Source organism: Burkholderia sp. CCA53 (assembly GCF_001685525.1).
GTDB lineage: Bacteria > Pseudomonadota > Gammaproteobacteria > Burkholderiales > Burkholderiaceae > Burkholderia > Burkholderia multivorans.
The window spans coordinates 581,733-603,619 of the sequence record NZ_BDDJ01000001.1 but is presented as its reverse complement, the minus strand read 5'-3'; the positions used below and the strand labels follow the sequence as shown (position 1 = coordinate 603,619).

At 68.3% G+C, this 21,887-nt stretch carries 24 protein-coding genes; 11 read left to right on the top strand and 13 right to left on the bottom strand.

The window, feature by feature from the left end; genetic code table 11:
* Positions 1-17 precede the first annotated feature (17 nt).
* The 3 genes from rplS (at position 18) to BCR55_RS02775 (ending at position 2,243) form a co-directional block, all read left to right on the top strand.
* Positions 18-410, top strand: coding sequence for a 50S ribosomal protein L19 (gene rplS, locus BCR55_RS02785; RefSeq protein ID WP_006400699.1), 393 nt, complete (start codon positions 18-20; stop codon positions 408-410).
* Positions 411-497: 87 nt separating this feature from the next.
* On the top strand, positions 498-1,184 hold the full coding sequence (locus BCR55_RS02780) for a CoA pyrophosphatase (protein WP_006400698.1): 687 nt from the start codon (positions 498-500) through the stop codon (positions 1,182-1,184).
* A 120-nt stretch (positions 1,185-1,304) separates the two neighbouring features.
* Positions 1,305-2,243: a CobD/CbiB family protein gene (locus BCR55_RS02775; RefSeq protein ID WP_012213825.1), complete on the top strand. Its 939-nt coding sequence runs from the start codon at positions 1,305-1,307 to the stop codon at positions 2,241-2,243.
* 72 nt (positions 2,244-2,315) lie between these two features.
* Here BCR55_RS02775 and BCR55_RS02770 read toward each other — a convergent pair whose 3' ends face one another.
* The 3 genes from BCR55_RS02770 to BCR55_RS02760 form a co-directional block, all read right to left on the bottom strand.
* A complete protein-coding gene (locus tag BCR55_RS02770) occupies positions 2,316-2,633 on the bottom strand; it encodes a DUF2007 domain-containing protein (protein ID WP_006400696.1) in 318 nt (105 codons plus the stop codon).
* Positions 2,634-2,695: 62 nt separating this feature from the next.
* Positions 2,696-3,637: a ribosome small subunit-dependent GTPase A gene (gene rsgA / locus BCR55_RS02765; protein ID WP_006400695.1), complete on the bottom strand. Its 942-nt coding sequence runs from the start codon at positions 3,635-3,637 to the stop codon at positions 2,696-2,698.
* The gene (locus tag BCR55_RS02760) at positions 3,634-4,893 is read right to left on the bottom strand and encodes a M48 family metallopeptidase (protein WP_065494150.1); all 1,260 of its coding nucleotides are present in this window, start codon (positions 4,891-4,893) and stop codon (positions 3,634-3,636) included. Before BCR55_RS02760 ends, rsgA begins: the two co-directional genes overlap by 4 nt.
* 117 nt (positions 4,894-5,010) lie before the next feature.
* Between BCR55_RS02760 and orn the strand changes: the two genes are divergently transcribed.
* Positions 5,011-5,646: an oligoribonuclease gene (gene orn / locus BCR55_RS02755; RefSeq protein WP_006406227.1), complete on the top strand. Its 636-nt coding sequence runs from the start codon at positions 5,011-5,013 to the stop codon at positions 5,644-5,646.
* Between the two features lie 16 nt (positions 5,647-5,662).
* Here the strand turns inward: orn and mog are convergent, their stop codons facing one another.
* Together mog and yjgA are read right to left on the bottom strand one after the other, a co-directional pair.
* Positions 5,663-6,280 (bottom strand): molybdopterin adenylyltransferase, encoded by a 618-nt coding sequence (mog, locus tag BCR55_RS02750; RefSeq protein WP_006406226.1) that lies wholly within the window; start codon positions 6,278-6,280, stop codon positions 5,663-5,665.
* Positions 6,264-6,866, bottom strand: a complete 603-nt coding sequence (yjgA, locus tag BCR55_RS02745; protein ID WP_276512803.1) for a ribosome biogenesis factor YjgA — start codon at positions 6,864-6,866, stop codon at positions 6,264-6,266. The genes mog and yjgA overlap by 17 nt, the downstream gene beginning before the upstream one ends.
* 128 nt (positions 6,867-6,994) lie before the next feature.
* On the opposite strand from yjgA, the gene pmbA reads away from it, so the two are divergent.
* A complete protein-coding gene (gene pmbA / locus BCR55_RS02740) occupies positions 6,995-8,365 on the top strand; it encodes a metalloprotease PmbA (RefSeq protein WP_006406224.1) in 1,371 nt (456 codons plus the stop codon).
* Between the two features lie 89 nt (positions 8,366-8,454).
* Here pmbA and BCR55_RS02735 read toward each other — a convergent pair whose 3' ends face one another.
* Entirely contained in the window at positions 8,455-8,955 is a 501-nt protein-coding gene (locus BCR55_RS02735) for a dihydrofolate reductase (RefSeq protein ID WP_006400688.1), read from the bottom strand.
* Between the two features lie 26 nt (positions 8,956-8,981).
* On the opposite strand from BCR55_RS02735, the gene BCR55_RS32950 reads away from it, so the two are divergent.
* Positions 8,982-9,152 (top strand): hypothetical protein, encoded by a 171-nt coding sequence (locus tag BCR55_RS32950; protein WP_006400687.1) that lies wholly within the window; start codon positions 8,982-8,984, stop codon positions 9,150-9,152.
* Positions 9,153-9,181: 29 nt separating this feature from the next.
* Here BCR55_RS32950 and BCR55_RS02730 read toward each other — a convergent pair whose 3' ends face one another.
* Complete coding sequence (locus BCR55_RS02730; protein ID WP_065494148.1) at positions 9,182-9,502, bottom strand: hypothetical protein; 321 nt, start codon at positions 9,500-9,502, stop codon at positions 9,182-9,184.
* 473 nt (positions 9,503-9,975) lie between these two features.
* On the opposite strand from BCR55_RS02730, the gene BCR55_RS02725 reads away from it, so the two are divergent.
* Together BCR55_RS02725 and BCR55_RS02720 are read left to right on the top strand one after the other, a co-directional pair.
* Positions 9,976-11,361, top strand: a complete 1,386-nt coding sequence (locus BCR55_RS02725) for a sigma-54 dependent transcriptional regulator (protein ID WP_065494147.1) — start codon at positions 9,976-9,978, stop codon at positions 11,359-11,361.
* Positions 11,362-11,402: 41 nt separating this feature from the next.
* Positions 11,403-12,374, top strand: coding sequence for a thymidylate synthase (locus BCR55_RS02720; RefSeq protein ID WP_006400684.1), 972 nt, complete (start codon positions 11,403-11,405; stop codon positions 12,372-12,374).
* A gap of 96 nt (positions 12,375-12,470) precedes the next feature.
* Here BCR55_RS02720 and BCR55_RS02715 read toward each other — a convergent pair whose 3' ends face one another.
* Positions 12,471-15,041 (bottom strand): DUF6600 domain-containing protein, encoded by a 2,571-nt coding sequence (locus BCR55_RS02715; protein WP_065494146.1) that lies wholly within the window; start codon positions 15,039-15,041, stop codon positions 12,471-12,473.
* A gap of 160 nt (positions 15,042-15,201) precedes the next feature.
* A complete protein-coding gene (locus tag BCR55_RS02710; RefSeq protein WP_006400682.1) occupies positions 15,202-15,909 on the bottom strand; it encodes a helix-turn-helix transcriptional regulator in 708 nt (235 codons plus the stop codon).
* A gap of 212 nt (positions 15,910-16,121) precedes the next feature.
* Here BCR55_RS02710 and BCR55_RS33760 point away from each other — a divergent pair, with 212 nt between their 5' ends.
* Positions 16,122-16,253: a hypothetical protein gene (locus BCR55_RS33760; RefSeq protein ID WP_006400681.1), complete on the top strand. Its 132-nt coding sequence runs from the start codon at positions 16,122-16,124 to the stop codon at positions 16,251-16,253.
* An 80-nt stretch (positions 16,254-16,333) separates the two neighbouring features.
* Complete coding sequence (locus tag BCR55_RS02705; RefSeq protein WP_006400680.1) at positions 16,334-16,846, top strand: acyl-CoA thioesterase; 513 nt, start codon at positions 16,334-16,336, stop codon at positions 16,844-16,846.
* A 52-nt stretch (positions 16,847-16,898) separates the two neighbouring features.
* On the opposite strand, the gene fumC is transcribed toward BCR55_RS02705, so the two are convergent.
* From fumC to BCR55_RS02690, 3 genes are all read right to left on the bottom strand, one after another.
* Positions 16,899-18,293, bottom strand: coding sequence for a class II fumarate hydratase (gene fumC, locus BCR55_RS02700; protein WP_065494145.1), 1,395 nt, complete (start codon positions 18,291-18,293; stop codon positions 16,899-16,901).
* A gap of 118 nt (positions 18,294-18,411) precedes the next feature.
* Positions 18,412-19,800: a multidrug efflux MATE transporter NorM gene (norM, locus tag BCR55_RS02695; RefSeq protein ID WP_006400678.1), complete on the bottom strand. Its 1,389-nt coding sequence runs from the start codon at positions 19,798-19,800 to the stop codon at positions 18,412-18,414.
* Between the two features lie 128 nt (positions 19,801-19,928).
* Positions 19,929-20,150 (bottom strand): RNA-binding S4 domain-containing protein, encoded by a 222-nt coding sequence (locus BCR55_RS02690; protein ID WP_006400677.1) that lies wholly within the window; start codon positions 20,148-20,150, stop codon positions 19,929-19,931.
* Between the two features lie 257 nt (positions 20,151-20,407).
* Here BCR55_RS02690 and BCR55_RS02685 point away from each other — a divergent pair, with 257 nt between their 5' ends.
* Positions 20,408-20,863 (top strand): hypothetical protein, encoded by a 456-nt coding sequence (locus tag BCR55_RS02685; RefSeq protein WP_006400675.1) that lies wholly within the window; start codon positions 20,408-20,410, stop codon positions 20,861-20,863.
* Between the two features lie 123 nt (positions 20,864-20,986).
* On the opposite strand, the gene BCR55_RS02680 is transcribed toward BCR55_RS02685, so the two are convergent.
* Positions 20,987-21,763 (bottom strand): DUF4088 family protein, encoded by a 777-nt coding sequence (locus BCR55_RS02680; protein WP_065494144.1) that lies wholly within the window; start codon positions 21,761-21,763, stop codon positions 20,987-20,989.
* Between the last annotated feature and the right edge of the window lie 124 nt (positions 21,764-21,887).

Here is a 21,887-nt window from a genome sequence, read left to right as displayed (position 1 = left end):
GGCTTTAGGAGTCAGTGATGAATCTGATCGCAAAACTTGAGCAGGAAGAAATCGAGCGCGCGCTCGCAGGCAAGACGATCCCCGAATTCGCCCCGGGCGACACGGTGATCGTGAACGTGAACGTGGTTGAAGGTAACCGCAAGCGCGTTCAGGCTTACGAAGGCGTCGTGATCGCGAAGCGCAACCGTGGTCTGAACTCGTCGTTCATCGTCCGCAAGATTTCGTCGGGCGAAGGCGTCGAGCGTACGTTCCAGACGTACTCGCCGCTGCTGGCGAGCATCGTCGTGAAGCGCCGCGGCGACGTGCGTCGTGCGAAGCTGTACTACCTGCGCGAGCGTTCGGGCAAGTCGGCTCGAATCAAGGAAAAGCTGGTGTCGAAGGATCGCGCTGCAGCAGCATCCCAAGAGTAAGAGCTGTAAGGAAAAAGCACCCACCCGGGTGCTTTTTTCATTCTGGCGCGACAATATGCTCGATACGACACGAACCCGAGAGCGCCATTGAATCGCCGTCCGATCATCGATCCCGAAGTATTGCCCGTCGAAGGTACCGGCGCTGGCCTGCCGCCGATTCAGCCGCCGCTGCTGACGCCGGCCGGCCTGCGCGAGCGCTTTGCCCGTACGCTCGAATGGAGCGTCGAGCCCGTCGAGGCGCGGCTGCAGGAAGGCGTCGATCCGCGCAGCGCCGCGGTGCTCGTGCCGCTCGTCGCGCGCGACACGGGCCTGACCGTGCTGCTGACGCAGCGCGCCGATCACCTGAACGACCACGCCGGCCAAATCAGCTTCCCCGGCGGTCGCCGCGAGCCGTACGATCGCGATGCGACGGCCACCGCGCTGCGCGAGGCGAAGGAGGAGATCGGCCTCGCGCATGAGCGCGTCGAGATCCTCGGCGCGCTGCCCGACTACCTGACGGGCACCGGCTTCTGCGTCACGCCGGTGGTCGGCCTCGTGCATCCGCCGTTCACCGTGCAGGCCGACACGTTCGAAGTCGCCGAGATCTTCGAGGTGCCGCTCGCGTTTCTGATGAATCCCGCCAATCACCAAGTGCGCGTGTTCCGCTGGGACGGCGGAGAACGTCGTTTTTTTGCGATGCCTTATCCGAACGGCGAGGCGGGCGGCCATTACTTCATCTGGGGCGCAACTGCGGGCATGTTGCGCAATCTGTATCGCTTCTTGGCCGCCGGCTGACACGGCGCACCGCGTCGCGCGTGCGGCCGCGCGCGCTGCGGCGGCGCCAGAAGCCATCCGTGGCTTACGCTGTGCTATCGTTACGCCAAAAATGACATAACTCCGAAGACGGCGCCACGCATGACTTTCTTCTCGGTTCTTCTCGCCCTCATCATCGAACAGGTCCGCGCGTTGTCGCCGAGCAATCCGGTGTTCGCGCTGTTCCAGTTTCACGCGGAAACCGTTGCGCATGGGCTCGACGCCGGCAAACAGAAGCACGGCATCCTCGCGTGGCTCGCGGTCGTGCTGCCGTGGGTGCTGGTCGTCGCACTGATCTACTTCCTGCTGTACAAGGTGAGCTTCGTGCTCGCGTTCCTGTGGAACGTCGCCGTCGTGTATTTCACGCTCGGCTTCCGTCAGTTCAGCCACTACTTCACCGACATCCATCTCGCGCTCAACAACGACGACGTGCCGCGCGCGCGCGAAATCCTGCACGAGTGGACGGGCATCGATACCGTCGACATGCCGGTCGGCGAAATCGTCCGTCATACGCTGATCCATGCCGTGGTCGCATCGCATCGTCACGTGTTCGGCGTGTTCTTCTGGTACGTGCTGCCGATCGGCCCGGCCGGCGCGGTGCTGTACCGGATCTCCGAATATCTCGCGCGCAGCTGGGCGACGCCCGGCGAGGACCGCACGGCCGCATTTTCGACGTTCGCGCAGCGCGCGTTCTTCGTGATCGACTGGATTCCGTCGCGGCTCACCGCACTCGGTTTCGCGATCGTCGGCAACTTCGAGGATGCGATCTACGCCTGGCGCAACCATACGCGCCAGTGGCCCGATCCGAACGACGGCGTGCTGCTCGCGGCGGGCAGCGGCGCGCTCGGCGCGCGGCTCGCGGGGCCGCTCGCCGAGCCGTCGAGCCTCGATGCGCTGGCGGTCGGCGACAGCGGTCCGCTGTCGGTCGGCGACGATTGCACGCCGCGCACGCTGCAATCGGCCGTCGGCCTCGTATGGCGCGCGGTGATCCTGTGGATGATTCTGCTGCTGATGCTGACGCTCGCGGTATGGGTATCGTGACGCGTTCGTCGCGTCGTGCATGTGCGAAAGGCCGGCTGGACGCCGGCCTTTGTGCTTTTGCCGTGATGCCGATCAGTCGTCGCGCGGATCGCGCACGGTGCCGCAATGCCAGCACGCGGTGAACTGCGCTTCGAGCGCCTCGCCGCACTGCCTGCATCGCCATGGCGCCGCGCCGGCCGCCGGGCCGCGCGACGCGGCGTCGAGCAGCCGGCGCGCGAGCGCGTCGTCGCGTTCGTCGTCGAGCCATAGCTCGGGCGCGCACGCGTCGACCGGAATGCCGCCGAGTGCGCCGGTCGCATAGCGGTTGTGCAGCTCGCAGCCGATCCCGGCCGCCTCGAGGACGTTCGCCCAGTGCTGTGCGGTGGCGAGATCGGGCGCCTTGAAACGCATCGCGGCTCCTCGGATGGCGAGAAAGGGTAGCGCGCCGGCCGCATGCGGTCGGCGTGATGCCGTCAACGCACGACCTGGCTCGCCTCGTGAACGAGCTGCGCGTACAGCGCATGCCGTGATGGCGCGATGCGACCGTCGGCGACGGCTTCGAGGATCGCGCAGCCCGGCTCGTGCAGATGATGGCAATTATAGAAACGGCAGTGTGCGAGCAGCGGACGGAATTCCGGAAACGCGCGTTCGAGTCGGCCTTCGGTCAGATGGTAGAGGCCGAACTCCTGGAAACCGGGCGAATCGATCAGCGCGCCGCCGCCCGGCAGCGGATAGAGGCGCGTGAACGTCGTCGTGTGGCGACCGCTGTTCAGCGCAGCGGAGATTTCGCGCGTCGCGGCTTCGGCTTCCGGCACGAGCAGATTGACGAGCGTCGATTTGCCCATCCCCGACTGACCGAGCAGGATCGTCGAACGGCCGGCCAGATGCGGCATCAGTTGTGCGCGCGCGTCGTCCGGCGCGCCTTTCACCGACAGCTCTAGCACCTCATAGCCGAGCGCGCGGTACGGTGCGAGCCGCTCGCGCGCGACGGGCAGCGCGGCCTCGACGTCGATCTTGTTCAGCACGACGATCGGCTTGAGCTCATTGGCCTCGGCCGCGATCAGCGCGCGCCCGAGCAGATCCTCGCTGAAGTACGGTTCGGTCGCGAGCACGATCAGCAACTGGTCGAGGTTCGCGGCGAACAGCTTCGACTTGAACTGATCGGACCGATACAGCAGGTTGCGCCGCTCGCCGATCTCGACGATCACGCCCTGATCGGCCGACGTGCGTTCGTAGACGACGCGATCGCCGACCGCGACGTCGCTCTTCTTGCCGCGCGGAAAGCACTGGAGCATTGGGCCGCCGTCGTCGGGCGCGACGATGTAGTGGCGGCCGTGCGCCGCGATCACGCGGCCTTCGACACGTTCGGCGCCCGATGCGCGCGCGGCCGGCTTGCGGGAGGTCGGCCGGCTCATGCTTGCTGCAGCAGACGGTCGATCCGCTGCGACGCGGGCGGATGCGAGTAGTAGAAGGCCGTGTAGACGGGGTCGGGCGTCAGCGTCGACGCGTTGTCCTCGTACAGCTTCACGAGCGCGCTGACAAGGTCCTGCGCGTCGGTCTGGCTGGCCGCGAACGCGTCGGCTTCGAACTCGTGCTTGCGCGACGTGAGGCTGCCGAACGGCGTCGCGAAGAACAGGAACACGGGAATCGCGAGGAAGAACAGCACGAGCGCGACGCCTGCATTGCTCGAATCGAGCGACGGGATCACGCCGAGCCCCGTGTAAAACCACGTGCGCTGCGCGAGCCAGCCGAGCAGCGCGAGCAGCGCAAGGCTCAGCACGAACGACACGAGCATGCGCTTCATCACATGGCGCCGCTTGAAATGGCCGAGTTCGTGCGCGAGCACCGCCTCGATTTCCTGGCCGGACAGCCGCGCCAACAGCGTATCGAAGAACACGATCCGCTTCGATGCGCCGAAGCCCGTGAAGTAGGCGTTGCCGTGCGCGGAGCGGCGGCTGCCGTCCATCACGAACAGGCCTTTCGCGGCGAAACCGCAGCGCTTCATCAGCGATTCGATCCGCGCACGCAGCGCTTCGTCGGTCAGCGGCTCGAACTTGTTGAAGAGCGGCGCGATGAAGGTCGGATAGATCAGCAGCACGAGCATCTGGAACGCGACCCAGACGAGCCACGCCCACAGCCACCACAGGCTGCCGGCCTGGTTCATCAGCCAGAGCACGACGAACAGCAGCGGCAGCCCGAGTACGGCGCCGAGCAGCATGTTCTTCAGCATGTCGGTGAAGAACAGCCGCTTCGTCATCCGGTTGAAGCCGAAGCGCTGCTCGATCCCGAACTGGCGGTAATACTCGAACGGCACGTCGATCGCGCCGGTGATCGCGAGCACGACGGCGACGAGCGCGACCTGCTGCCCGTAGCCGCGCCCGAACCAGCCGGTCAGCAGCGTGTCGAGTGCGCCGACGCCGCCGAGCAGCGTGAGCGCGACCAGCACGCCCGCGCTGACGACGATCTCGAGCATCGTCAGGCGCGTGCGCTCGACCGTATAGTCGGCCGCGCGCTGGTGCGCGCCGAGCGGCACCTTGGCGGCGAACTGCGCGGGCACGCGGTCGCGATGCGCGGCGACGAAGCGGATTTGCCGCGACGCGAGCCACAGTTTGGTGACGACCATCGCGAGCACGGCGCACGCGAACAGCAGGGTGAGCGAAAAGGGTGACATCGAAGGCGCCAAAGGGTTCTATGCGAGAATTATATGTTCTTGCGGACGGCGCCCGCAGAGGCGAGGCCGGCCGTCCGGACGGCGCCGCGCGCCGTCCGCCATTTTCCAGGATGACTCATGACCGATACCGCCGCTTCCGCCAGCCAGCCCGCACTCGTGCGCAACGAGTTGAATCTCGTCTGGCTCGACATGGAGATGACGGGCCTCGACCCGGATAACGACCGCATCATCGAGATCGCGGTCGTCGTGACCAACTCCACGCTCGAGATCGCCGTCGAAGGTCCCGTGTTCGCGATCCACCAGAGCGACGAAACGCTCGCGAAGATGGACGACTGGAACAAGTCGACGCACGGCCGCTCGGGTCTGATCGACCGCGTGCGCGCATCGACCGTGACCGAAGCGGAGGCCGCCGCGCAGCTGCAGGCCTTCCTCGCGCAATACGTGCCGCCCGGCAAGTCGCCGATGTGCGGCAACTCGATCTGCCAGGACCGCCGCTTCATGGCGCGCTGGATGCCGGAGCTCGAGCGCTTCTTCCACTACCGGAACCTCGACGTCAGCACACTCAAGGAGCTCTGCCGCCGCTGGCAGCCGGCGATCTACAAGGGGTTCCAGAAGCGTGCGATGCATACGGCGCTGGCCGACATCCACGAATCGATCGACGAGCTCAAGTACTATCGCCAGCACTTCCTGATTCCGGCGGCTTCCGCAGCCTCCGCAGCCGCATCGGCGGGCGAGTCGGCGCCGGCCGCCTGAGCGGCCCGGCACGCGCTCAGCGCGGCGCGCGCTGCGCGCTTTTCGGCCGAAACGCCGCGACCACCGCGGCGTCGGTCTCGATGTACGGCCCGCCGATCAGGTCGATGCAGTAGGGCACCGCGGCAAAGATGCCGGGCACGGTCGACTTGCCGTCGGCATCGCGCAGCCCTTCGAGCGTTTCGCGGATCGACTTCGGCTGCCCCGGCAGGTTGATGATCAGCGCCGCGTGGTCGGCCGTTTCGCGGATCACCGCGACCTGCCGCGACAGGATCGCGGTCGGCACGAAGTTCAGGCTGATCTGCCGCATCTGTTCGCCGAATCCCGGCATTTCCTTCGTGGCCACCGCCAGCGTCGCCTCGGGCGTCACGTCGCGACGCGCTGGCCCCGTGCCGCCGGTCGTCAACACGAGATCGCAGCGCGCGACGTCGACGAGCTCGACGAGCGTCGCGGAGATCGTCGCCGTGTCGTCCTGGATCAGCCGCGTGTGCGCGCGCCACGGCGACGTCAGCGCGGTGCCGAGCCATGCCTGCAGCGCCGGAATGCCCTGGTCTTCGTAGACGCCGGTGCTGGCGCGGTCGCTGATCGACACGAGGCCGACCACGAGCTCGTCGGGATGATTACGCTGCGTCGTCATCGTCGTCTCCGGCTTCGTCGGACGCCGTATCGTCGGTGTCGGGCGTGCCGCTCGCGGTCTTGATCCACTGGAACAGCTCGCGGAAGTAGCGCGGCGGCTTGCCGAGCTGCGCTTCCTTGCGCGCGTTGCGGATCAGCGTGCGGCCTTCCTGCACGTCGGCGTCCGGATATTGGCGAATGAATTCGGTCAGCGCCGCGTCGTCGGCGAGCAGCCGCTCGCGCGTGCGCTCGATCCAGTGCAGCCGCGCGGTCGCGGCCTTGTTCACGCCGCGCTGCGCGTCGAGTGCGGTGCGCAGCGCAGCCGTTTCGTCGTCGGTCAGCGAGCGCATCACGCGGCCGACGTATTGCAGCTGGCGGCGCTTGCCTTCGTGGTCGGTGATGCGGCGCGCCTCGCGGACGGCGTCCGCGAGGTCTTCCGGCATCGGCATGCGCTTGAGCGCGTCTTTCGGCAGGTCGACGAGCGCCTGGCCAAGTTCCTGCAGCGCGTGCATTTCGCGCTTCAACTGGGATTTGCTGGGGCGATCGTAGCCGTTGTGGACGTCGTCGTCGGCATGCTCGATCGGCTGGATTCGGGTTTTGCGGTTCATGGGCGGCATTGTATCGCGGCGCGCATGCGCCCAGCTTGTCGGTATCCGGCCCCGGACCTTGCTATGATCGCGGGATACGCAACATTTTGACCATGCGGGCGGCCTGCCCGCCACCGGATATCACGACGATGGCAGCCAATCTCGACGTACAAGCGCGCTATTTCCCGCACACGCAGGATCAGCTCAAAGAAATCGCCTCGGACATTCTTCGCCATGCGAAGGCGCTCGGCGCGACGGACGCGGCGACCGAAATCTCCGAAGGCGACGGCCTGTCCGTCTCGGTGCGCCGCGGCGAGGTCGAGACGATCGAGCACAATCGCGACAAGATGGTCGGCGTGACGGTGTTCATCGGCAAGAAGCGCGGCAACGCGAGCACGTCCGATTTCTCGCCGGCCGCCATCAAGGATACGGTCGCGGCGGCCTACAACATCGCGCGCTTCACGGCCGAGGACGACGCGGCCGGCCTCGCCGAAGCCGAACTGCTCGAGACCGATCCGCGCGATCTCGATCTCTATCACCCGTGGGCGCTGTCGGCCGACGAAGCCGTCGACATCGCGCGCCGCGCGGAAGACGCCGCGTTCGCGGTCAGCCCGCAGATCCGCAATTCGGAAGGCGCGAGCGTGTCCGCGCAGCATTCGCAGTTCGTGCTCGCCACGTCGCGCGGCTTCCTCGGCGGCTATCCGTACTCGCGTCACTACATCGCGTGCGCGCCGATCGCGGGCAGCGGCCGTCACATGCAGCGCGACGACTGGTACACGTCGAAGCGCAGCGCGGCCGATCTCGCCGCGCCGGAAGCGGTGGGCCGCTATGCCGCGGAGCGTGCGCTCGCGCGCATGGGCGCGCGTCGCCTCGACACGCGCAAGGTGCCCGTGCTGTTCGAAGCACCGCTCGCGGCCGGTCTGCTCGGCGCGTTCGTGCAGGCAGTGAGCGGCGGCGCGCTGTACCGGAAGACGTCGTTCCTCGTCGACAGCCTCGGCAAGCCGGTGTTCGCGCCGCACGTGCAGATCGTCGAGGATCCGCACGTGCCGCGCGCGATGGGTAGCGCGCCGTTCGACGAAGAGGGCGTGCGCACGCGCTCGCGCAGCGTCGTGAAGGACGGCGTCGTCGAAGGCTATTTCCTGTCGACGTATTCGGCGCGCAAGCTCGGCACGCAGACCACCGGCAACGCCGGCGGCTCGCACAACCTCGCGCTGCGCAGCTCGAACACGCAGCCGGGCGACGATTTCGACGCAATGCTGAAGAAGCTCGGCACGGGCCTGCTGCTGACCGAACTGATGGGGCAGGGCGTGAACTACGTGACCGGCGATTATTCGCGCGGCGCGGCGGGCTTCTGGGTCGAGAACGGCGTGATCCAGTATCCGGTCGAGGAGATTACCGTCGCAAGCACGCTGCAGGAAATGTTCCGGCACATCGTCGCGATCGGCGCGGATTCGATTGTGCGCGGCACGAAGGAAACCGGCTCGGTGCTGATCGAGCAGATGACGATCGCCGGCCAGTAAGCACGGCACTGCGCCGCGTCGGCGGCGCGCTTGGACGAAAAAAAACCGATCGGCGCGAGCCGGTCGGTTTTTTTATGGAGCGGTACGTATCAGCCGCGCTTGCGTGCGTAGACGACGAATGCGTAACCGAACGTGTTCGGCGCGGCAGCCTGATGCGCATCGCGCGACACTTCCTGCCACTGTGCGGGATCGGGCGCCGGAAACGATGCGTCGCCTTCGAAGTCGGCATCGATCTCGGTGACGATCAGCTTATCCGCCTGGGCGAGGCCTTCCGCATACAGTTGCGCGCCGCCGATCAGGAATGCTTCCGCGGCACCGTCGCGCGCGGCGAGCGCGAGCGCATCGGCAAGCGACGTGACGGTGTCGCAGCCGTCGAAGCGGCGCGACGCGTCGCGCGTGACGACGATGTTGCGGCGGCCCGGCAGCGGACGGCCGATCGACTCGTGCGTCTTGCGTCCCATCACGATCGGCGCGCCCATCGTCGTGCGCTTGAAGAACGCGAGGTCTTCAGGAAGTTTCCAGGGCAGCTGGTTGTCGCGGCCGATGATGCCGTTGCGGGCGCGCGCGACGATCAAGGTCAACGTCGTCATGAAGGTCGGAGAGAGGAAGAACCGGAATGGCGCCGATTCTACCGGAACGGGCGCGCCTCCTCGCGGCGCGCTGCGCCTGCGTGCAGACAAAAAAATGCCCGCCGGGGGACGGGCTCGAAACCGTTGCATCGCACGAGGTGGCGATGTCGATCGATCGTGTTGCCGATACCGTACAGACGATCGATACGCGATCCTGATCGACTGTCGTGCGATCGGCGCGGACGTTTCATTGATGCACGTTGGTTTCCGCGCCTTCGTGCATCGCGTGCTGGACATCGGACGGCTGCGGCGCGGGCAGCGGCGTCGGCAACGGCGCGGGCGGCCCGATTTCATCCCAAAGCGTCACCGACATCTTGCCGGCCGGCACCGGCCGCGGCGCCGACACCGCGATGATCCCCGCGCCTTCGTGCGTCCGCATGCCGGGCGCCGCGTCGCGTAGCCAGGTGTCGTGTGCGGCGCGCGCGCTTTCGTCCGCGTGCGCGGGTGCGAACGCATACGCGGCGGCAATCGCGAGCGGAATGAAAGAATGTAAAAGGCGTTTTTGCATGGCCGCTCTCCCTGTTATTCGCTATTCAGCGAAATGCATGCCATCGCGGCGAGAGCGTTGTCGCTACGGGCATGCGCGTACGCGTGTCGCGAACGACGCGGGAAGAAGCGCAAAAAATGTTTCAGTCGTGAAACGACAGGGCTCCGGAATACTGCGGATTCAATCGCTGCGCATCCGGGACGACAATCGGCGCGTGTGTCGATGTCGAACGCTTCGCTGCGCCCGCGCTATGTGCAGATGATTGATCGATCGAAATCCTGAGCAGTCGGCCGGATCGACACATGCGCCGACACGGCTTCATGCCGTTCGACGGCTGTCACGGAGACCATCCGACAACAACAATCTGGACGCCAGACAAGCGCCATTATGCGAGGCCTGCTGTTGCCGCGCATCGGGCCGGGCCCGATTCGAATTTTTCGCACGTGACGTGCGTGCGCGGCAATCGTTACACGGTGGACGAACGGGGTGAGCATATGGGAGCCGAGCAGCGGCATGTGATCTATTATTCGCGCGAGCCGGACGACGCATTGCGCGGCCATTTCGACGACTGCGGCTGGCGCGTCGATCTCGCGGAGACCGTACGCGACGTACGGCGCGTCGTGCAGCAGGGCGTCGCCACCGCGGGATTCCTCGATTTCTCGCCGGGCTTCAAGCCCGCGGAGCTGCGCGAGCTGGAGTCGTGCCTGAGCATCCAGCACGTCGGCTGGATCGCGGCAACGTGTCGCGGCCAGTTGCAGGACCCGATGCTGCGGCATGTGATCCGCGATTACTGTTTCGACTATGTGACGATGCCGTACGAGACAGCGCGCATCGTGGAAACGGTCGGGCATGCGCACGGCATGATTGCGCTGAGCGATCCGGTCGCGTCCGGCGGGCGCGGCGAAGGCGAGATGGTCGGCACGTGCGACGCGATGCTCGCGTTGTTCAAGACGATCCGGCGCGTCGCGATGACCGACGCGCCCGTTTTCATTTCCGGCGAATCGGGTACCGGCAAGGAGCTCACGGCCGTCGCGATTCATGAGCGCTCGGCGCGTGCGCACGCGCCGTTCGTCGCGATCAATTGCGGCGCGATTCCGGCGACGCTGCTGCAGGCCGAGCTGTTCGGCTACGAGCGCGGCGCATTCACGGGCGCGAATCAGCGCAAGATCGGACGTGTCGAAGCCGCGAACGGCGGCACGCTGTTTCTCGACGAGATCGGCGATCTGCCGCTCGAGAGCCAGGCGAGCCTGCTGCGCTTCCTGCAGGAAGGGAAGATCGAACGACTCGGCGCGCATGCGTCGGTGCCGGTCGACGTGCGCGTAATCTGCGCGACGCACGTCGACATGGAGGCAGCGCTGCGCGAAGGCCGGTTCCGCGAGGATCTGTTTCATCGTCTCTGCGTGCTGAAGATCGAGGAACCGCCGCTGCGGGCGCGGGGCCGCGATATCGAGGTGCTTGCGCGCCACATGCTCGAGCGTTTCAAGGGCGACGCGCATCGCCGTCTGCGCGGGTTCTCGCCCGATGCGGTCGCCGCGCTGTACGGCTATGCGTGGCCCGGCAACGTGCGCGAGCTGATCAATCGCGTGCGGCGCGCGATCGTGATGTCGGAAGGTCGGACGATCACCGCGGCCGATCTCGAGCTGAACGACTATGCGGCGCTCGCGCCGGTGTCGCTCGTCGAGGCGCGCGAAGCGGCCGAGCGGCAGGCGATCGAGCAGGCGCTGCTGCGGCATCGCGGCCGTTTCGCGGACGCCGCGCGCGAACTGGGCGTGTCGCGCGTGACGCTGTATCGGCTGATGTGTGCACATGGGATGCGCGACCGCGGCGACACGCTCGCGCCGTTTTCGCCGCCGCCGGAGCTTCCTCGCCACGCTTGCTAAAATCTGCGGGTACGGCCGCCCTCGCGGCCGAAGGAACCCGCATGAAACAGTATCTCGACCTCGTTCGCACCATCCTCGACACCGGCACCTGGCAGGAGAACCGCACGGGCATCCGCACCATCAGCATGCCGGGCGCGATGTTGCGGTTCGACCTGCAGCAGGGCTTCCCGGCCGTCACGACGAAGAAACTTGCGTTCAAGTCCGCGATCGGCGAACTGATCGGCTTTCTGCGCGCATCGCGCAGCGCGGCCGATTTCCGCGCGCTCGGCTGCAAGGTCTGGGACGCCAACGCGAACGAGAACGCGCAATGGCTCGCGAATCCGTACCGGCAGGGCGTCGACGATCTGGGCGACGTGTACGGCGTGCAGTGGCGCCAGTGGCCGGGCTACAAGGTGCTCGACGCGCACGCGGACGCGCAGCTCGCCGACGCGCAGCGCCGAGGTTTCCGGATCGTCACGCGCTTCGACGAGGATGGCGCGCAGAAGGTGCTGCTGTACAAGGCGATCGATCAGCTGCGTCAGTGTCTCGACACGATCATGGAGAATCCCGCCGATCGACGCATTCTGTTTCATGCGTGGAATCCGGCCGTCCTCGACCAGATCGCGCTGCCCGCCTGCCATCTGCTGTACCAGTTCCTGCCCAACGTCGCGAAGCGCGAAATCTCGCTGTGCCTGTATATCCGCAGCAACGACGTTGGGCTCGGCACGCCGTTCAACCTGACCGAAGGCGCAGCGCTGCTGTCGCTCGTCGGCCGGTTGACGGGCTATACGCCGCGCTGGTTCACGTACTTCATCGGCGATGCGCATATCTACGAGAACCAGCTCGACATGCTGCAGCAGCAGCTCAAGCGCGAGCCGTACGAAAGCCCGCGGCTCGTGATCGCCGATCGCGTGCCGGAATACGCGAAAACCGGCGTCTACGAGCCGGAATGGCTCGAACGCGTCGAGCCGTCGGATTTCTCGCTGGTCGGTTACCGACACCATGAGCCGCTGACCGCGCCGATGGCGGTCTGACGGCCCGGCGGCCGGCTCGGCCGTTCCGCTCGGCAACGACGAAGGCCCGACCGGTGTATGCCGGTCGGGCCTTCGTCGTTTGGGCGGGCGCGCCGCTCAGTGTCGGCGCCGTTCGTCGCCGTGCGGTGGGTTGGCGGGATGCGGCGCCTCCGCGTGCGGCGCCGGCTGCGGACGCGGCTCGATATGCGGTGCGGGCATCGGCGCGCGCTGTTCGACATGCGGTGCAGGCATCGACGGATGCGATTCCATGCGCGGTGCCGGCGGCTGCGGGCGCGGCATTTCGCGCGCCACCGCGGGCGGCCGGAATTCGTTCGCGCGCGGCGGGGCGGCGTCGTGGCGCGGCGCCGGTTGCGCGAATTCGCGCTGCGGTCGCGGGGCCGGCACCGCGCGTTCCGGCTGCGGCTGGGGTTGAGCGTGACGGGCCGGTTCGCGGAAGTCGGGGCGCGGTTGCGGGATCTGCGCCGTTTGAAGCGGCGGTTGCGCGGACGTGCGCGGGGCTTCGCGCCGCGCGTTCGATTGCTCCGGAGCCTGTCGGGCGTCGGGCGCATGCTGCGCCTGAGGCGGCTGTGCGACGCCGTGTAAAGGCGGCGCCGCGTGCTCGCCCGCGCCCGGCAGCGCAGCCGTAGCGGCCGGCGCCGGAGTCGGGCGCTGACGCGCGAGCGGCGTATGCGGCTGCATCCACGCAGGCTCCGGCCGGGCAGCGGCGGGCTGTCCGCCATGCGCGGCATCGGCCACGCCCGCCGCTGTCGCGGGCGGATGCGGGACTGCTCCCGCGCCGGCGAACGCTGCGCGCGCCTGCGCGCTGCCGGGCGCGTGCGCGGCGTCGCCGTTCGCGGCAGGCGGCATGGCATGTCCGTCGACCGCCGGTCTCGCGCCGTTCGGCCCATGCGGTCCCACGAATGCAACGGCGCCCGGCGCACCGGGTCGTCCCGCCTGAGCCGGCATCGGCGCCGCGGCGCCCGGCGCTGCCGTCGCGTTGCGCGGCGCCGGATGCACGATCGGACCGTGCGGATTCACGAGCTGCACGTTGCGCATCACCCATGCGCCCGTGTGCGCGGCGCCCGGCACGCGCACGGGCCGCGCCGCGTAATCGGGCGGCACGCTCGTCTTCGCGATCGGCGTGCCGGCGCCCGGCACGTGTTCGCCCTTGCGCACCAGATGCGCGGCCGCCTGATCGCGATACGCGGCCGGTACGGCCGGATTGCGCGTGGCGACGAACGGATGCTGGCCGATCGCGGCGGGCGGCCGATAGCTCGCGGTACGCAGGCCGCCCGTGAAGCTTTGCCGCACCGGCGCAATGCCCGGCGTGCCCGGCACCACGTGCGCATTGCGCCATTGCCGCGGATCGACGTGCTGCGCAAAGCGCGCGACCGGCTGGCCGTGCACGAACGCGGTCGCGGGCACGGCCGCGATCGCATGCGGCGCGCCGAAATTCACGTACGTGTTGTGCACGTTCGTCACGTTCACGGTGTTGTTCACGGTAATCCGGTTCACGACGATGTTCCGGTTCACGCGTTCGTAGTAGTGCGGACTCCATCCGCCCCAGGCCGGATGCCACGGCTCGCCCGGTCCGAGCGCGAACCACGCGCAGCCGGCCGCGGCGACGCCGCCGACCGTCAGCGCGACGCTCCAGTCGGGCCCGTCGCCGCCGCCGACGAACGCGACGAGCGCCGGCGCATAGGCGGGCGGCGCGCTGACGGCCGTCGGCCCCGGCACCCAGGCCCAGCGATCGTCGACGTAGGCCCAGCGACCGTAGTGATAGGGCGCGAAGCCCCATGGCGCGTCGTCGACCCAGGTCCAGCCCCAGGGCGCCTGCCAGATCCAGTGGCCGTCGTGATACGGCGCCCAGTCGGCCGGCGTGTCGTTCGGCACCCAGACGGGGCCGTACGCCGGCGTGTCGCGCCACGTGCCGTTCGCGTCGAGGTCCTGATAGCCGGGGATGTCGCGCGACACGTAGCGGGCCGACACCGACCGGTCCTCGGCCGCGTCGCGTCCCGCGGCCCACCGGTCGAGCGCGTCGGGCGGCGGCGCGGCCGACTGCTGCGCGATCTGCAGGTCGGTGCCGGTAAACACGGCCTGTTGCCCGGCGGAGAGCGGATATTGGCCGTTGCTGCCGTAGACCGTCGCGCTGCCGCTGCGCACGGTGACCGTCGTGCTTGCGCCATCGGGCGCGACGTCGACGCGATAATCGCCCGGCGCCGTAATGCCGAGCGCGAGGTTCGGCGTATCGATTTCGTACGACGTGCCGGCCGGTAGCGCGCGCACGTGCGTCGAGAGCGTGCCGAGGCCGACTTTCAGCTGCGTCGTCGAATCGTCGAGGTTCAGCACCGACAGGCTCGTCGAGGCGCCGAGCCGCACCGCGGTCGAGCCGATGTGCAGTTCCGAGCGGGCGCCGGCGTCGTTCCACAGCTGATCGCCGGTCGTGAGCGGCCGGTTCACCGCGGCATACGACCATGCGTCGGTGCCGGCCGGCTCGGTCGTCACCGCGCCGGACAGGTAGTTCAGCCGCGCGACGCGACCGGGCGGGTCGCCGGCGGACGGCTGCGCAGCCGCCGCATACGGTGCGGGTGCGGCCGTCTGCGCGAAAACGGGCGGCACCGCGGCGAGCGCCGCGACGGCGAACAGCGTGACGCGCGTGGTGCGCTTGCGCGCGAACAGAAAAGCCATGGTGAGCGATGGTCGTGATGTCGGCACGTCGATTCGTGCCGCTCGATTCACGATATCCGCTCGACCTGTTTCAGTGCGCTGCGTTTTGTAAGTCCGATCGGCGGCGATGTAACAAAACCTGTCCATCGCGCCTCGCTGTCGTGCGCGCGCAATGTGTGCGTCAGCCGGTCGTCAGCCAGGCGTCGAGCGCCTGCTGTCCGGGCACCGTCACGCGCAGCACGCGCGGGCGCGACGTGCGCTCGACCCAGCCGTGCGCGCAGAAGCTGTCGAGCATCGCGGCGCCGAGCGCGCCGCCCAGATGCGCGCGGCGCTCGCTCCAGTCCAGGCACTCGCACGCGAAGCGGCGCCGCCGCGCACGCTGCTGCGCGACGTCGATGCCCCAGCGCGCGAGCGCCTGCGCGCCGAGTTCGGTCGTCTCGATGGCATCGCCGTTTGCGTGCAGCCAGCCGCGCGCGTTCAGACTGTCGAAGATGCGCACTGCGAGTTCGCCCGCCATGTGGTCGTAGCAGGTGCGCGCGTAGCGCAGCTCGGCCGGCACCGTGCGCGACGGCGGCGGCACCGGCCGGTGCGGCGCGGCCGCGCGCGCGACGTTCGCGAGCGCTTCGAGCGATGCGGCGATGTCGGCCGACGCCAGCCGGAAGTAGCGGTGCCGGCCGCGCACCTCGAGGGCGAGCAGCCCGCCTTCGGTCAGCCGCGCGAGATGCGCACTCGCCGCGGACGGCGACAGCCCCGCGATCATCGTCAGCTCCCCGGCCGGGCGCGCGCTGCCGTCCATCAGCGCCCACAGCATCGCCGCGCGGCCCGGGTCGGCCAGTAGCGCGCCGATGCGGTTCAGGCCCGGAAAGTGGTGATCGTCGTGGTCGCTCATCGTCGTCTCGCGTCTGGGAATGATTCGCAGTGTAGGCGCTGCCGGCATTCGATGTTTCGGGCCCGGCTGAAATGTCGGCGCGGCCCGACGCGCTGGCACAGCCGCCGACAGCCGTCGACCGCGCGACGCGCGACCCGCAGCGGCAGCCGCGCCGCGCGTAGAATGGGCGAACGCGGCGGCAGCGGGCCGCCGCGATCCGACACGATGCAACGATGAAGACGTTTTTCTGTCTGCTGGCGGCCGTGCTCGTGTGCGCCGCGTGCGCGCAGGGCGGCGCCGCCGAGCGAGGCGGCAGCCTCGAAATGTACGGGACGATCGATCAGGGCGTGACGGTCCGCTATTGAGGGCTCCGTTGCGCGGCGCGTTGTCGCAGTGCAACGTATAATCGCGCCGTTACAGCGCCGCTGTTGCCTGGAGTTAAACGATGTCCCATTCGTCCCCCGTTCCGGCTCCCCTCGACCGCAACGAAACCGTATTCCGCTTCCTCGCCGAACCGTCGTCCGTGAACTTCGGCGGCAAGGTGCACGGCGGCGCGCTGATGAAATGGATCGACGAGGTCGCGTATGCATGCGCGGCGGTCTGGTCGAGCCGCTACTGCGTGACGGTCAGCGTCGGCAACATCCGCTTCCAGCGTCCGATCCTCGTCGGCAACCTCGTCGAGCTGAAGGCGCGCGTCGTCGCGACCGGGCGCACCAGCATGCACATTCACGTGTCCGTGCATGCCGGCGATCCGAAGGGCGGCGTACTGCGTCAGACGACCGATTGTCTCGTCGTGTTCGTGGCCGTCGACGAGAACGGCAATCCGCTGCCGGTGCCGACGTTCGTGCCGGAAACCGACGAGCAGAAGCGGCTCGCGAAATACGCGATGGACGTGCGCGCGGCACTCGACAAGATCGTCGAGATGAAGCCGGAAGAAGTCGCGAAGGGCGAAGTGTGACGACGCGGGGGCGCGTGCGCCCCCGTTTGCATTGCGCCGCGCGGGCCGACGCTCAGCGTGTGCCGACCATCTGCTCCGGCCTGACCCACTCGTCGAATTCCGCCTCGGTCAGATAACCGAGCGCCAGCGCGGCGGCCTTCAGCGTCGTGCCTTCCTTGTGCGCCTTTTTCGCGATCTGCGCGGCCTTGTCGTAGCCGATATGCGGATTGAGCGCGGTCACGAGCATCAGCGATTCGTTCAGCAGCAAATCGATGCGCGCGCGGTTCGGCTCGATGCCTACCGCGCAGTGATCGTTGAAGCTCTGCGCGCCGTCCGCGAGCAGCCGGACCGACTGCAGCACGTTGTGCGCGATCATCGGCCGGAACACGTTCAGCTCGAAATTGCCGCTTGCGCCGCCGACGTTCACCGCGACGTCGTTGCCGAACACCTGGCAGCACAGCATCGTGACGGCTTCCGACTGCGTCGGATTGACCTTGCCCGGCATGATCGAGCTGCCGGGCTCGTTTTCGGGGATCGACAACTCGCCGAGCCCGCAGCGCGGGCCGCTCGCGAGCCAGCGCACGTCGTTCGCGATCTTCATCAGGCCCGCCGCGACGGTCTTCAGCGCGCCGTGCGCGAACACCAGCGCGTCGGCGGCCGCCATCACCTCGAACTTGTTCGGCGCCGTGACGAACGGCAGCTTCGTCAGGCGGCCGATCTCGCCGGCCACGCGCGCCGCGAATTCCGGATGCGCGTTCAGCCCGGTGCCGACCGCGGTGCCGCCGAGCGCGAGCTCGTAAAGATGCGGCAGCGCCGATTCGACATGCCGGATGCCCTGGTCGAGCTGCGCAACGTAGCCTGAGAACTCCTGGCCGAGCGTGAGCGGCGTCGCGTCCTGCAGGTGCGTGCGGCCGATCTTCACGATGTCGGCGAACGCCTTCGACTTCGCGTCGAGCGTCGCGCGCAGCGTGCGCAGCGCGGGCAGCAGATGATTGACGATCGCGTACGCGGCCGCGACGTGCATCGCGGTCGGGAACACGTCGTTCGACGACTGGCCGCGGTTCACGTCGTCGTTCGGATGAACCTTGCGCGCTTCGCCGCGCTCGCCGCCCATCAGCTCGCTCGCGCGGTTCGCGATCACTTCGTTCAGGTTCATGTTGGTCTGCGTGCCGGAGCCCGTCTGCCAGACCGCGAGCGGGAATTCGCGCGCATGCTTGCCGGCGATGATCTCGTCGGCCGCGGCGATGATCGCCTGCGCTTTGTCGTCGGCGAGCACGCCGAGCGACTGGTTCACGCCCGCAGCCGCGCGCTTGACGATCGCCAGCGCATGGATCAGCTCGGGCGACTGTTTTTCCGTCGAGATCCGGAAATTCTGCAGCGAGCGCTCGGTTTGCGCGCCCCAGAGCCGGTCGGCCGGGACGGCGATCTCGCCGAACGTGTCGCGTTCCATCCGGACTGCTTCGTTCATGATGCACTCCTCGAGAAAAGGGGAAGGCCGCGCGGCGCGCGGCGAGGGCGTATCGTGAGGCGTGTGGGTGTTCAGGCGACAAGCATAGCGCCGGCCGCGATTTCGCGTCGTGTCGCGCTCAGCGCGCGGCGCTCGCCAACGACGCGCTCTTCAGATGGAAGCGCCACGCCATCAGCGCGGCGACGCTCGCGAGGCCGGCCGCGAGCCCCCACCACAGGCCGCGCGCGCCGAGTCCGGCATGGAACGCGAGCCAGTAGCCGGTCGGAAAGCCGATTCCCCAGTAGCCGAAGGTCGCCGCGAGCATCGGGATGCGCGTGTCCTTGAGCCCGCGCAACGCGCCCGACGCGACGGTCTGCATCCCGTCGACGATCTGGAATACCGCGGCGATGCCGAGCAGCGACGCGGCGAGCGCGACCGTGCCGGCGTTCGCCGGATCGTCGAGATGCAGGTAGAGCCCGACGATCGTGTGCGGCGCGACGATCATCACGAGGCCGGACAGCGACATGAACGCGATGCCGAGCCCGAGCGCGACGAAGCCCGCATGGCGTGCGGCGACCGGTTCGCCGGCGCCGACCCAGTAGCCGACGCGCACGTTCGCCGCCTGGCCGATCGCGAGCGGCACCATGAACGACACCGATGCGACGTTCAGCGCGATCTGGTGCGCGGCGAGCGAGGTCGCGCCGAGCACGCCGACCGTCAGCCCGGTCGCGAGGAACAGCGTCGATTCGACTCCGTAGGTGATCGCGACGGGCCAGCCGATCCCGATCAGCTCGCCCATCACCGGCAGCTTCGGGCGCGCGGCCGTCACGAAATGGCGAAAGCGCTGGCGCCCGTGCAGCAGCCAGATCAGCGCGAGCGCGGTCAGCCAGATCGTGATCGTCGTCGCGACGGCCGAACCGAGAAAGCCGAGCCGCGGCAGCCCGAACGCGCCGTGAATCAGCCCGTAGTTCAGCACCGCATTCACGCCGACGCCGCCGATCGACACCCACAGCAAGCGGCGTGCCGCGCCGATCGCCGGCAGGAACGCGCGCATGAGGCCGACGCCGATCAGGCTGCCGAGCGCCGCGAAGCGCAGGATGCCCGTGTACTGGCCGACGTGATGGGCGAGCGTCGGCGGTTCGTGGAACATCAGCAGGATCGGTTCGGCGAGCGACAGCGCGACGATCGCCGGAATCGCGAGCAGCACCGACAGCACGAAGCCGGTCCAGTAGATGTGCGGCACGCGATCGTCGGCCTGCGCGCCGCGCGCATGCGCGACGCTGACGCTGACCGACGACAGCACACCCTGCAGCACGGTGACGATCACGAAGAAGAAGTTCGCCCCAAGGCCGCCGGCCGCGAGCGAATCGGGGCCGAGCGAGCCGAGCAGCACCGTGTCGGTGACGCTCATCGCCATCTGAGAGAGCTGTGCGATCGCGAGCGGCGCGGCGAGGCGCGCGGTATCGGCGGCGTGACGGGACAGGGACGGCGGCGCGGCGGCCGTCCGCGTAAGACCGGAATGCGACATGGAGAGGGCGCTCGCGCGAGTGCGGGCCCGCGCTGCCTGTATTTATTTTGAGAGACGGCTAGCTTACGGCTTTATTCGCACGGTGTCGAACGCGCGCGGCGATGGCCATGTCGCGGACAGGGGGAACGCTACGCGCCGCCGTGCACGGCGATGCGCGTATCGCCGAACAGCACGACCTGGCCAGCCCGAATCTTGCAGGTCTTGCGCAGCTCGACCGCGCCGTCGACTTTCACCGCGCCGGACGCGACGATCGTCTTCGCGGTGCCGCCGCTGTCGGCGAGGCCGGTGATCTTCAGAAGGTTGTGCAGCTCGACGTAGTCGCCGGTCAGCGTGAAATCCAGATTGGGCATGACGAGAGTGCGCGCGATGCGCGGGAGGAATCGCCCCGCATCATACGGCACCGCGCGCCGGCGCGCGAGCGGGCCGGATGTGAGCGAGTGTGAGCGATTCGTCAGCAAATGAAACCGTGGGTAACAGTCTGAGAGATTGCAGAACCGGCTGCATCGGCCGCGTGTCTCTCGCGTTACCTGCTGCATGTTTTCGCAGCGGGCGACGCGACGGATCGCACCGACGCGGTTCGCGCCCACAACTCTTGAGGAGGATTGTCATGTCCAAGATTCGTACGATGCTGATCGGTGCCGCGCTGACGGCGTTTGCCACTTCGGCCGCCTTCGCCCAGACGGGTACGGCTGCGCAGGGCACGGCCGGCGCTGGCGCGCAGACGCAGGCGCCGGGCGCCGGAATGGGTGCGGGTGCAGGCGCAGGCGTGGGGACGGGCGCAGGTACAGGCACAGGCACGGGCGCTGCGGCAGGTACGCAGGGTGGCGCCGGCATGAGCGGGTCGGGTAACGCGGTCGGCGGTGCGACGGATTCGGTCGGCGCAGCGGCGAACGGCGCGAACGACACGACCGGGTCGGCCGTTCATTCGACGAAGAAGCATATGAAGCACACCGCGAAGTCGGCCAAGCATCGCGCAGGCTCGACGAACTCGAAGGTCGGCGACGCGGCAACCGAAGGCGCCGGCGTTCAGGGCGGTGCGTCGGCGGGCGCCGGCTCGCAGTAAGCCGGCGATCGCGGCTCGCCGCGCGGCGCTCGTCCCTGACGGCGCGCCATGACGGCGGTCACCGGGCGGCCCGGTTCGCGCTGAGGCGGACCGGGCCGCCCGTTTCGTTGGTGAGGCGCGAACTCAGGGCCGGCGCTGGCCGTGGTCCGGCCCTGGCGCGGGCCGCGCGGCGGCCGGCGTGAACACGCTGCGCAGCCACGCGGCGAGCCGCGCGAAGATGTCGTACGGCTCGTCGACGAAGATTTCCGGTTTCAGCAGCCGCAGGTATTCCATGATCTGCTGCGCTTCCTGCTTCTGGAACGAACCGTGCGAGAGGCCGAGCCGCAACAGCCCGCGCAGTTCGCCGAGCTTGTCGCGCGCGGCGCTGCCGACGCTCATCTCGCACGCGAGCTTCGCTTCGTAGATCCGCTGGCGCAGCGATTCCGCGAGCCGCCAGGCGGGCGTCTGCATCATCTCCTCGAGCGTGCGGATGTCGTGCACCGCGCCCTTGATCTGCGCGGCGAGCGGGTCGACCATCGACGCGTCGGCCTGCGCTTCCGCGACGATCGCCTTCGCCCAGTCGCGGCAGGCCTTCGCGAGTTCGTCCGGCGTCCATTCGGCGCGCGATGCGAACCCGAAACCGTATTCGCCGGCCTGCCGCATCAGGATCGCGACGACATCCGGAAATTCCTTGTCGAGCGTGCGCTTTGCCCAGGCGTACTGGCCGCCTTCGAGCATGCGCTGCACCGCGTGCTCGGTGAGCGGCGTCATGTTGTCGAGCAGCTTTGCGCGCAGGAAGTCCTCGAACGACGGTGTCGCGAAATGCGGGTCGAGTTTCAGCGATACGCGCAGGAACGCATCGTAGTCCTTGCGCAGCGACGCGACGGTGTCGTCCTTCAGGGAAAGGGTGATCTGGCCCATGAATCGTCTCGATGGCGGCCCACGCGCGCGGCGGCCGACGCGGCTGCCGCTGCCGGCGCTGCGTCGACGGGCCGGTTCGTGCGGAGGCCGATGGCGGGTCTTCACCCGCTATATCGACACGTGC

Bases quoted from the DNA above. Each gene is read 5' to 3' on its own strand.
- rplS (WP_006400699.1), top strand. From the start codon at position 18: ATGAATCTGATCGCAAAACTTGAGCAGGAAGAAATCGAGCGCGCGCTC.
- BCR55_RS02775 (WP_012213825.1), top strand. From the start codon at position 1,305: ATGACTTTCTTCTCGGTTCTTCTCGCCCTCATCATCGAACAGGTCCGC.
- BCR55_RS02770 (WP_006400696.1), bottom strand. From the start codon at position 2,633: ATGCGTTTCAAGGCGCCCGATCTCGCCACCGCACAGCACTGGGCGAAC.
- rsgA (WP_006400695.1), bottom strand. From the start codon at position 3,637: ATGAGCCGGCCGACCTCCCGCAAGCCGGCCGCGCGCGCATCGGGCGCC.
- BCR55_RS02760 (WP_065494150.1), bottom strand. From the start codon at position 4,893: ATGTCACCCTTTTCGCTCACCCTGCTGTTCGCGTGCGCCGTGCTCGCG.
- orn (WP_006406227.1), top strand. From the start codon at position 5,011: ATGACCGATACCGCCGCTTCCGCCAGCCAGCCCGCACTCGTGCGCAAC.
- mog (WP_006406226.1), bottom strand. From the start codon at position 6,280: ATGACGACGCAGCGTAATCATCCCGACGAGCTCGTGGTCGGCCTCGTG.
- yjgA (WP_276512803.1), bottom strand. From the start codon at position 6,866: ATGAACCGCAAAACCCGAATCCAGCCGATCGAGCATGCCGACGACGAC.
- pmbA (WP_006406224.1), top strand. From the start codon at position 6,995: ATGGCAGCCAATCTCGACGTACAAGCGCGCTATTTCCCGCACACGCAG.
- BCR55_RS02735 (WP_006400688.1), bottom strand. From the start codon at position 8,955: ATGACGACGTTGACCTTGATCGTCGCGCGCGCCCGCAACGGCATCATC.
- BCR55_RS32950 (WP_006400687.1), top strand. From the start codon at position 8,982: ATGGCGCCGATTCTACCGGAACGGGCGCGCCTCCTCGCGGCGCGCTGC.
- BCR55_RS02730 (WP_065494148.1), bottom strand. From the start codon at position 9,502: ATGCAAAAACGCCTTTTACATTCTTTCATTCCGCTCGCGATTGCCGCC.
- BCR55_RS02725 (WP_065494147.1), top strand. From the start codon at position 9,976: ATGGGAGCCGAGCAGCGGCATGTGATCTATTATTCGCGCGAGCCGGAC.
- BCR55_RS02720 (WP_006400684.1), top strand. From the start codon at position 11,403: ATGAAACAGTATCTCGACCTCGTTCGCACCATCCTCGACACCGGCACC.
- BCR55_RS02715 (WP_065494146.1), bottom strand. From the start codon at position 15,041: ATGGCTTTTCTGTTCGCGCGCAAGCGCACCACGCGCGTCACGCTGTTC.
- BCR55_RS02710 (WP_006400682.1), bottom strand. From the start codon at position 15,909: ATGAGCGACCACGACGATCACCACTTTCCGGGCCTGAACCGCATCGGC.
- BCR55_RS33760 (WP_006400681.1), top strand. From the start codon at position 16,122: ATGAAGACGTTTTTCTGTCTGCTGGCGGCCGTGCTCGTGTGCGCCGCG.
- BCR55_RS02705 (WP_006400680.1), top strand. From the start codon at position 16,334: ATGTCCCATTCGTCCCCCGTTCCGGCTCCCCTCGACCGCAACGAAACC.
- fumC (WP_065494145.1), bottom strand. From the start codon at position 18,293: ATGAACGAAGCAGTCCGGATGGAACGCGACACGTTCGGCGAGATCGCC.
- norM (WP_006400678.1), bottom strand. From the start codon at position 19,800: ATGTCGCATTCCGGTCTTACGCGGACGGCCGCCGCGCCGCCGTCCCTG.
- BCR55_RS02690 (WP_006400677.1), bottom strand. From the start codon at position 20,150: ATGCCCAATCTGGATTTCACGCTGACCGGCGACTACGTCGAGCTGCAC.
- BCR55_RS02685 (WP_006400675.1), top strand. From the start codon at position 20,408: ATGTCCAAGATTCGTACGATGCTGATCGGTGCCGCGCTGACGGCGTTT.
- BCR55_RS02680 (WP_065494144.1), bottom strand. From the start codon at position 21,763: ATGGGCCAGATCACCCTTTCCCTGAAGGACGACACCGTCGCGTCGCTG.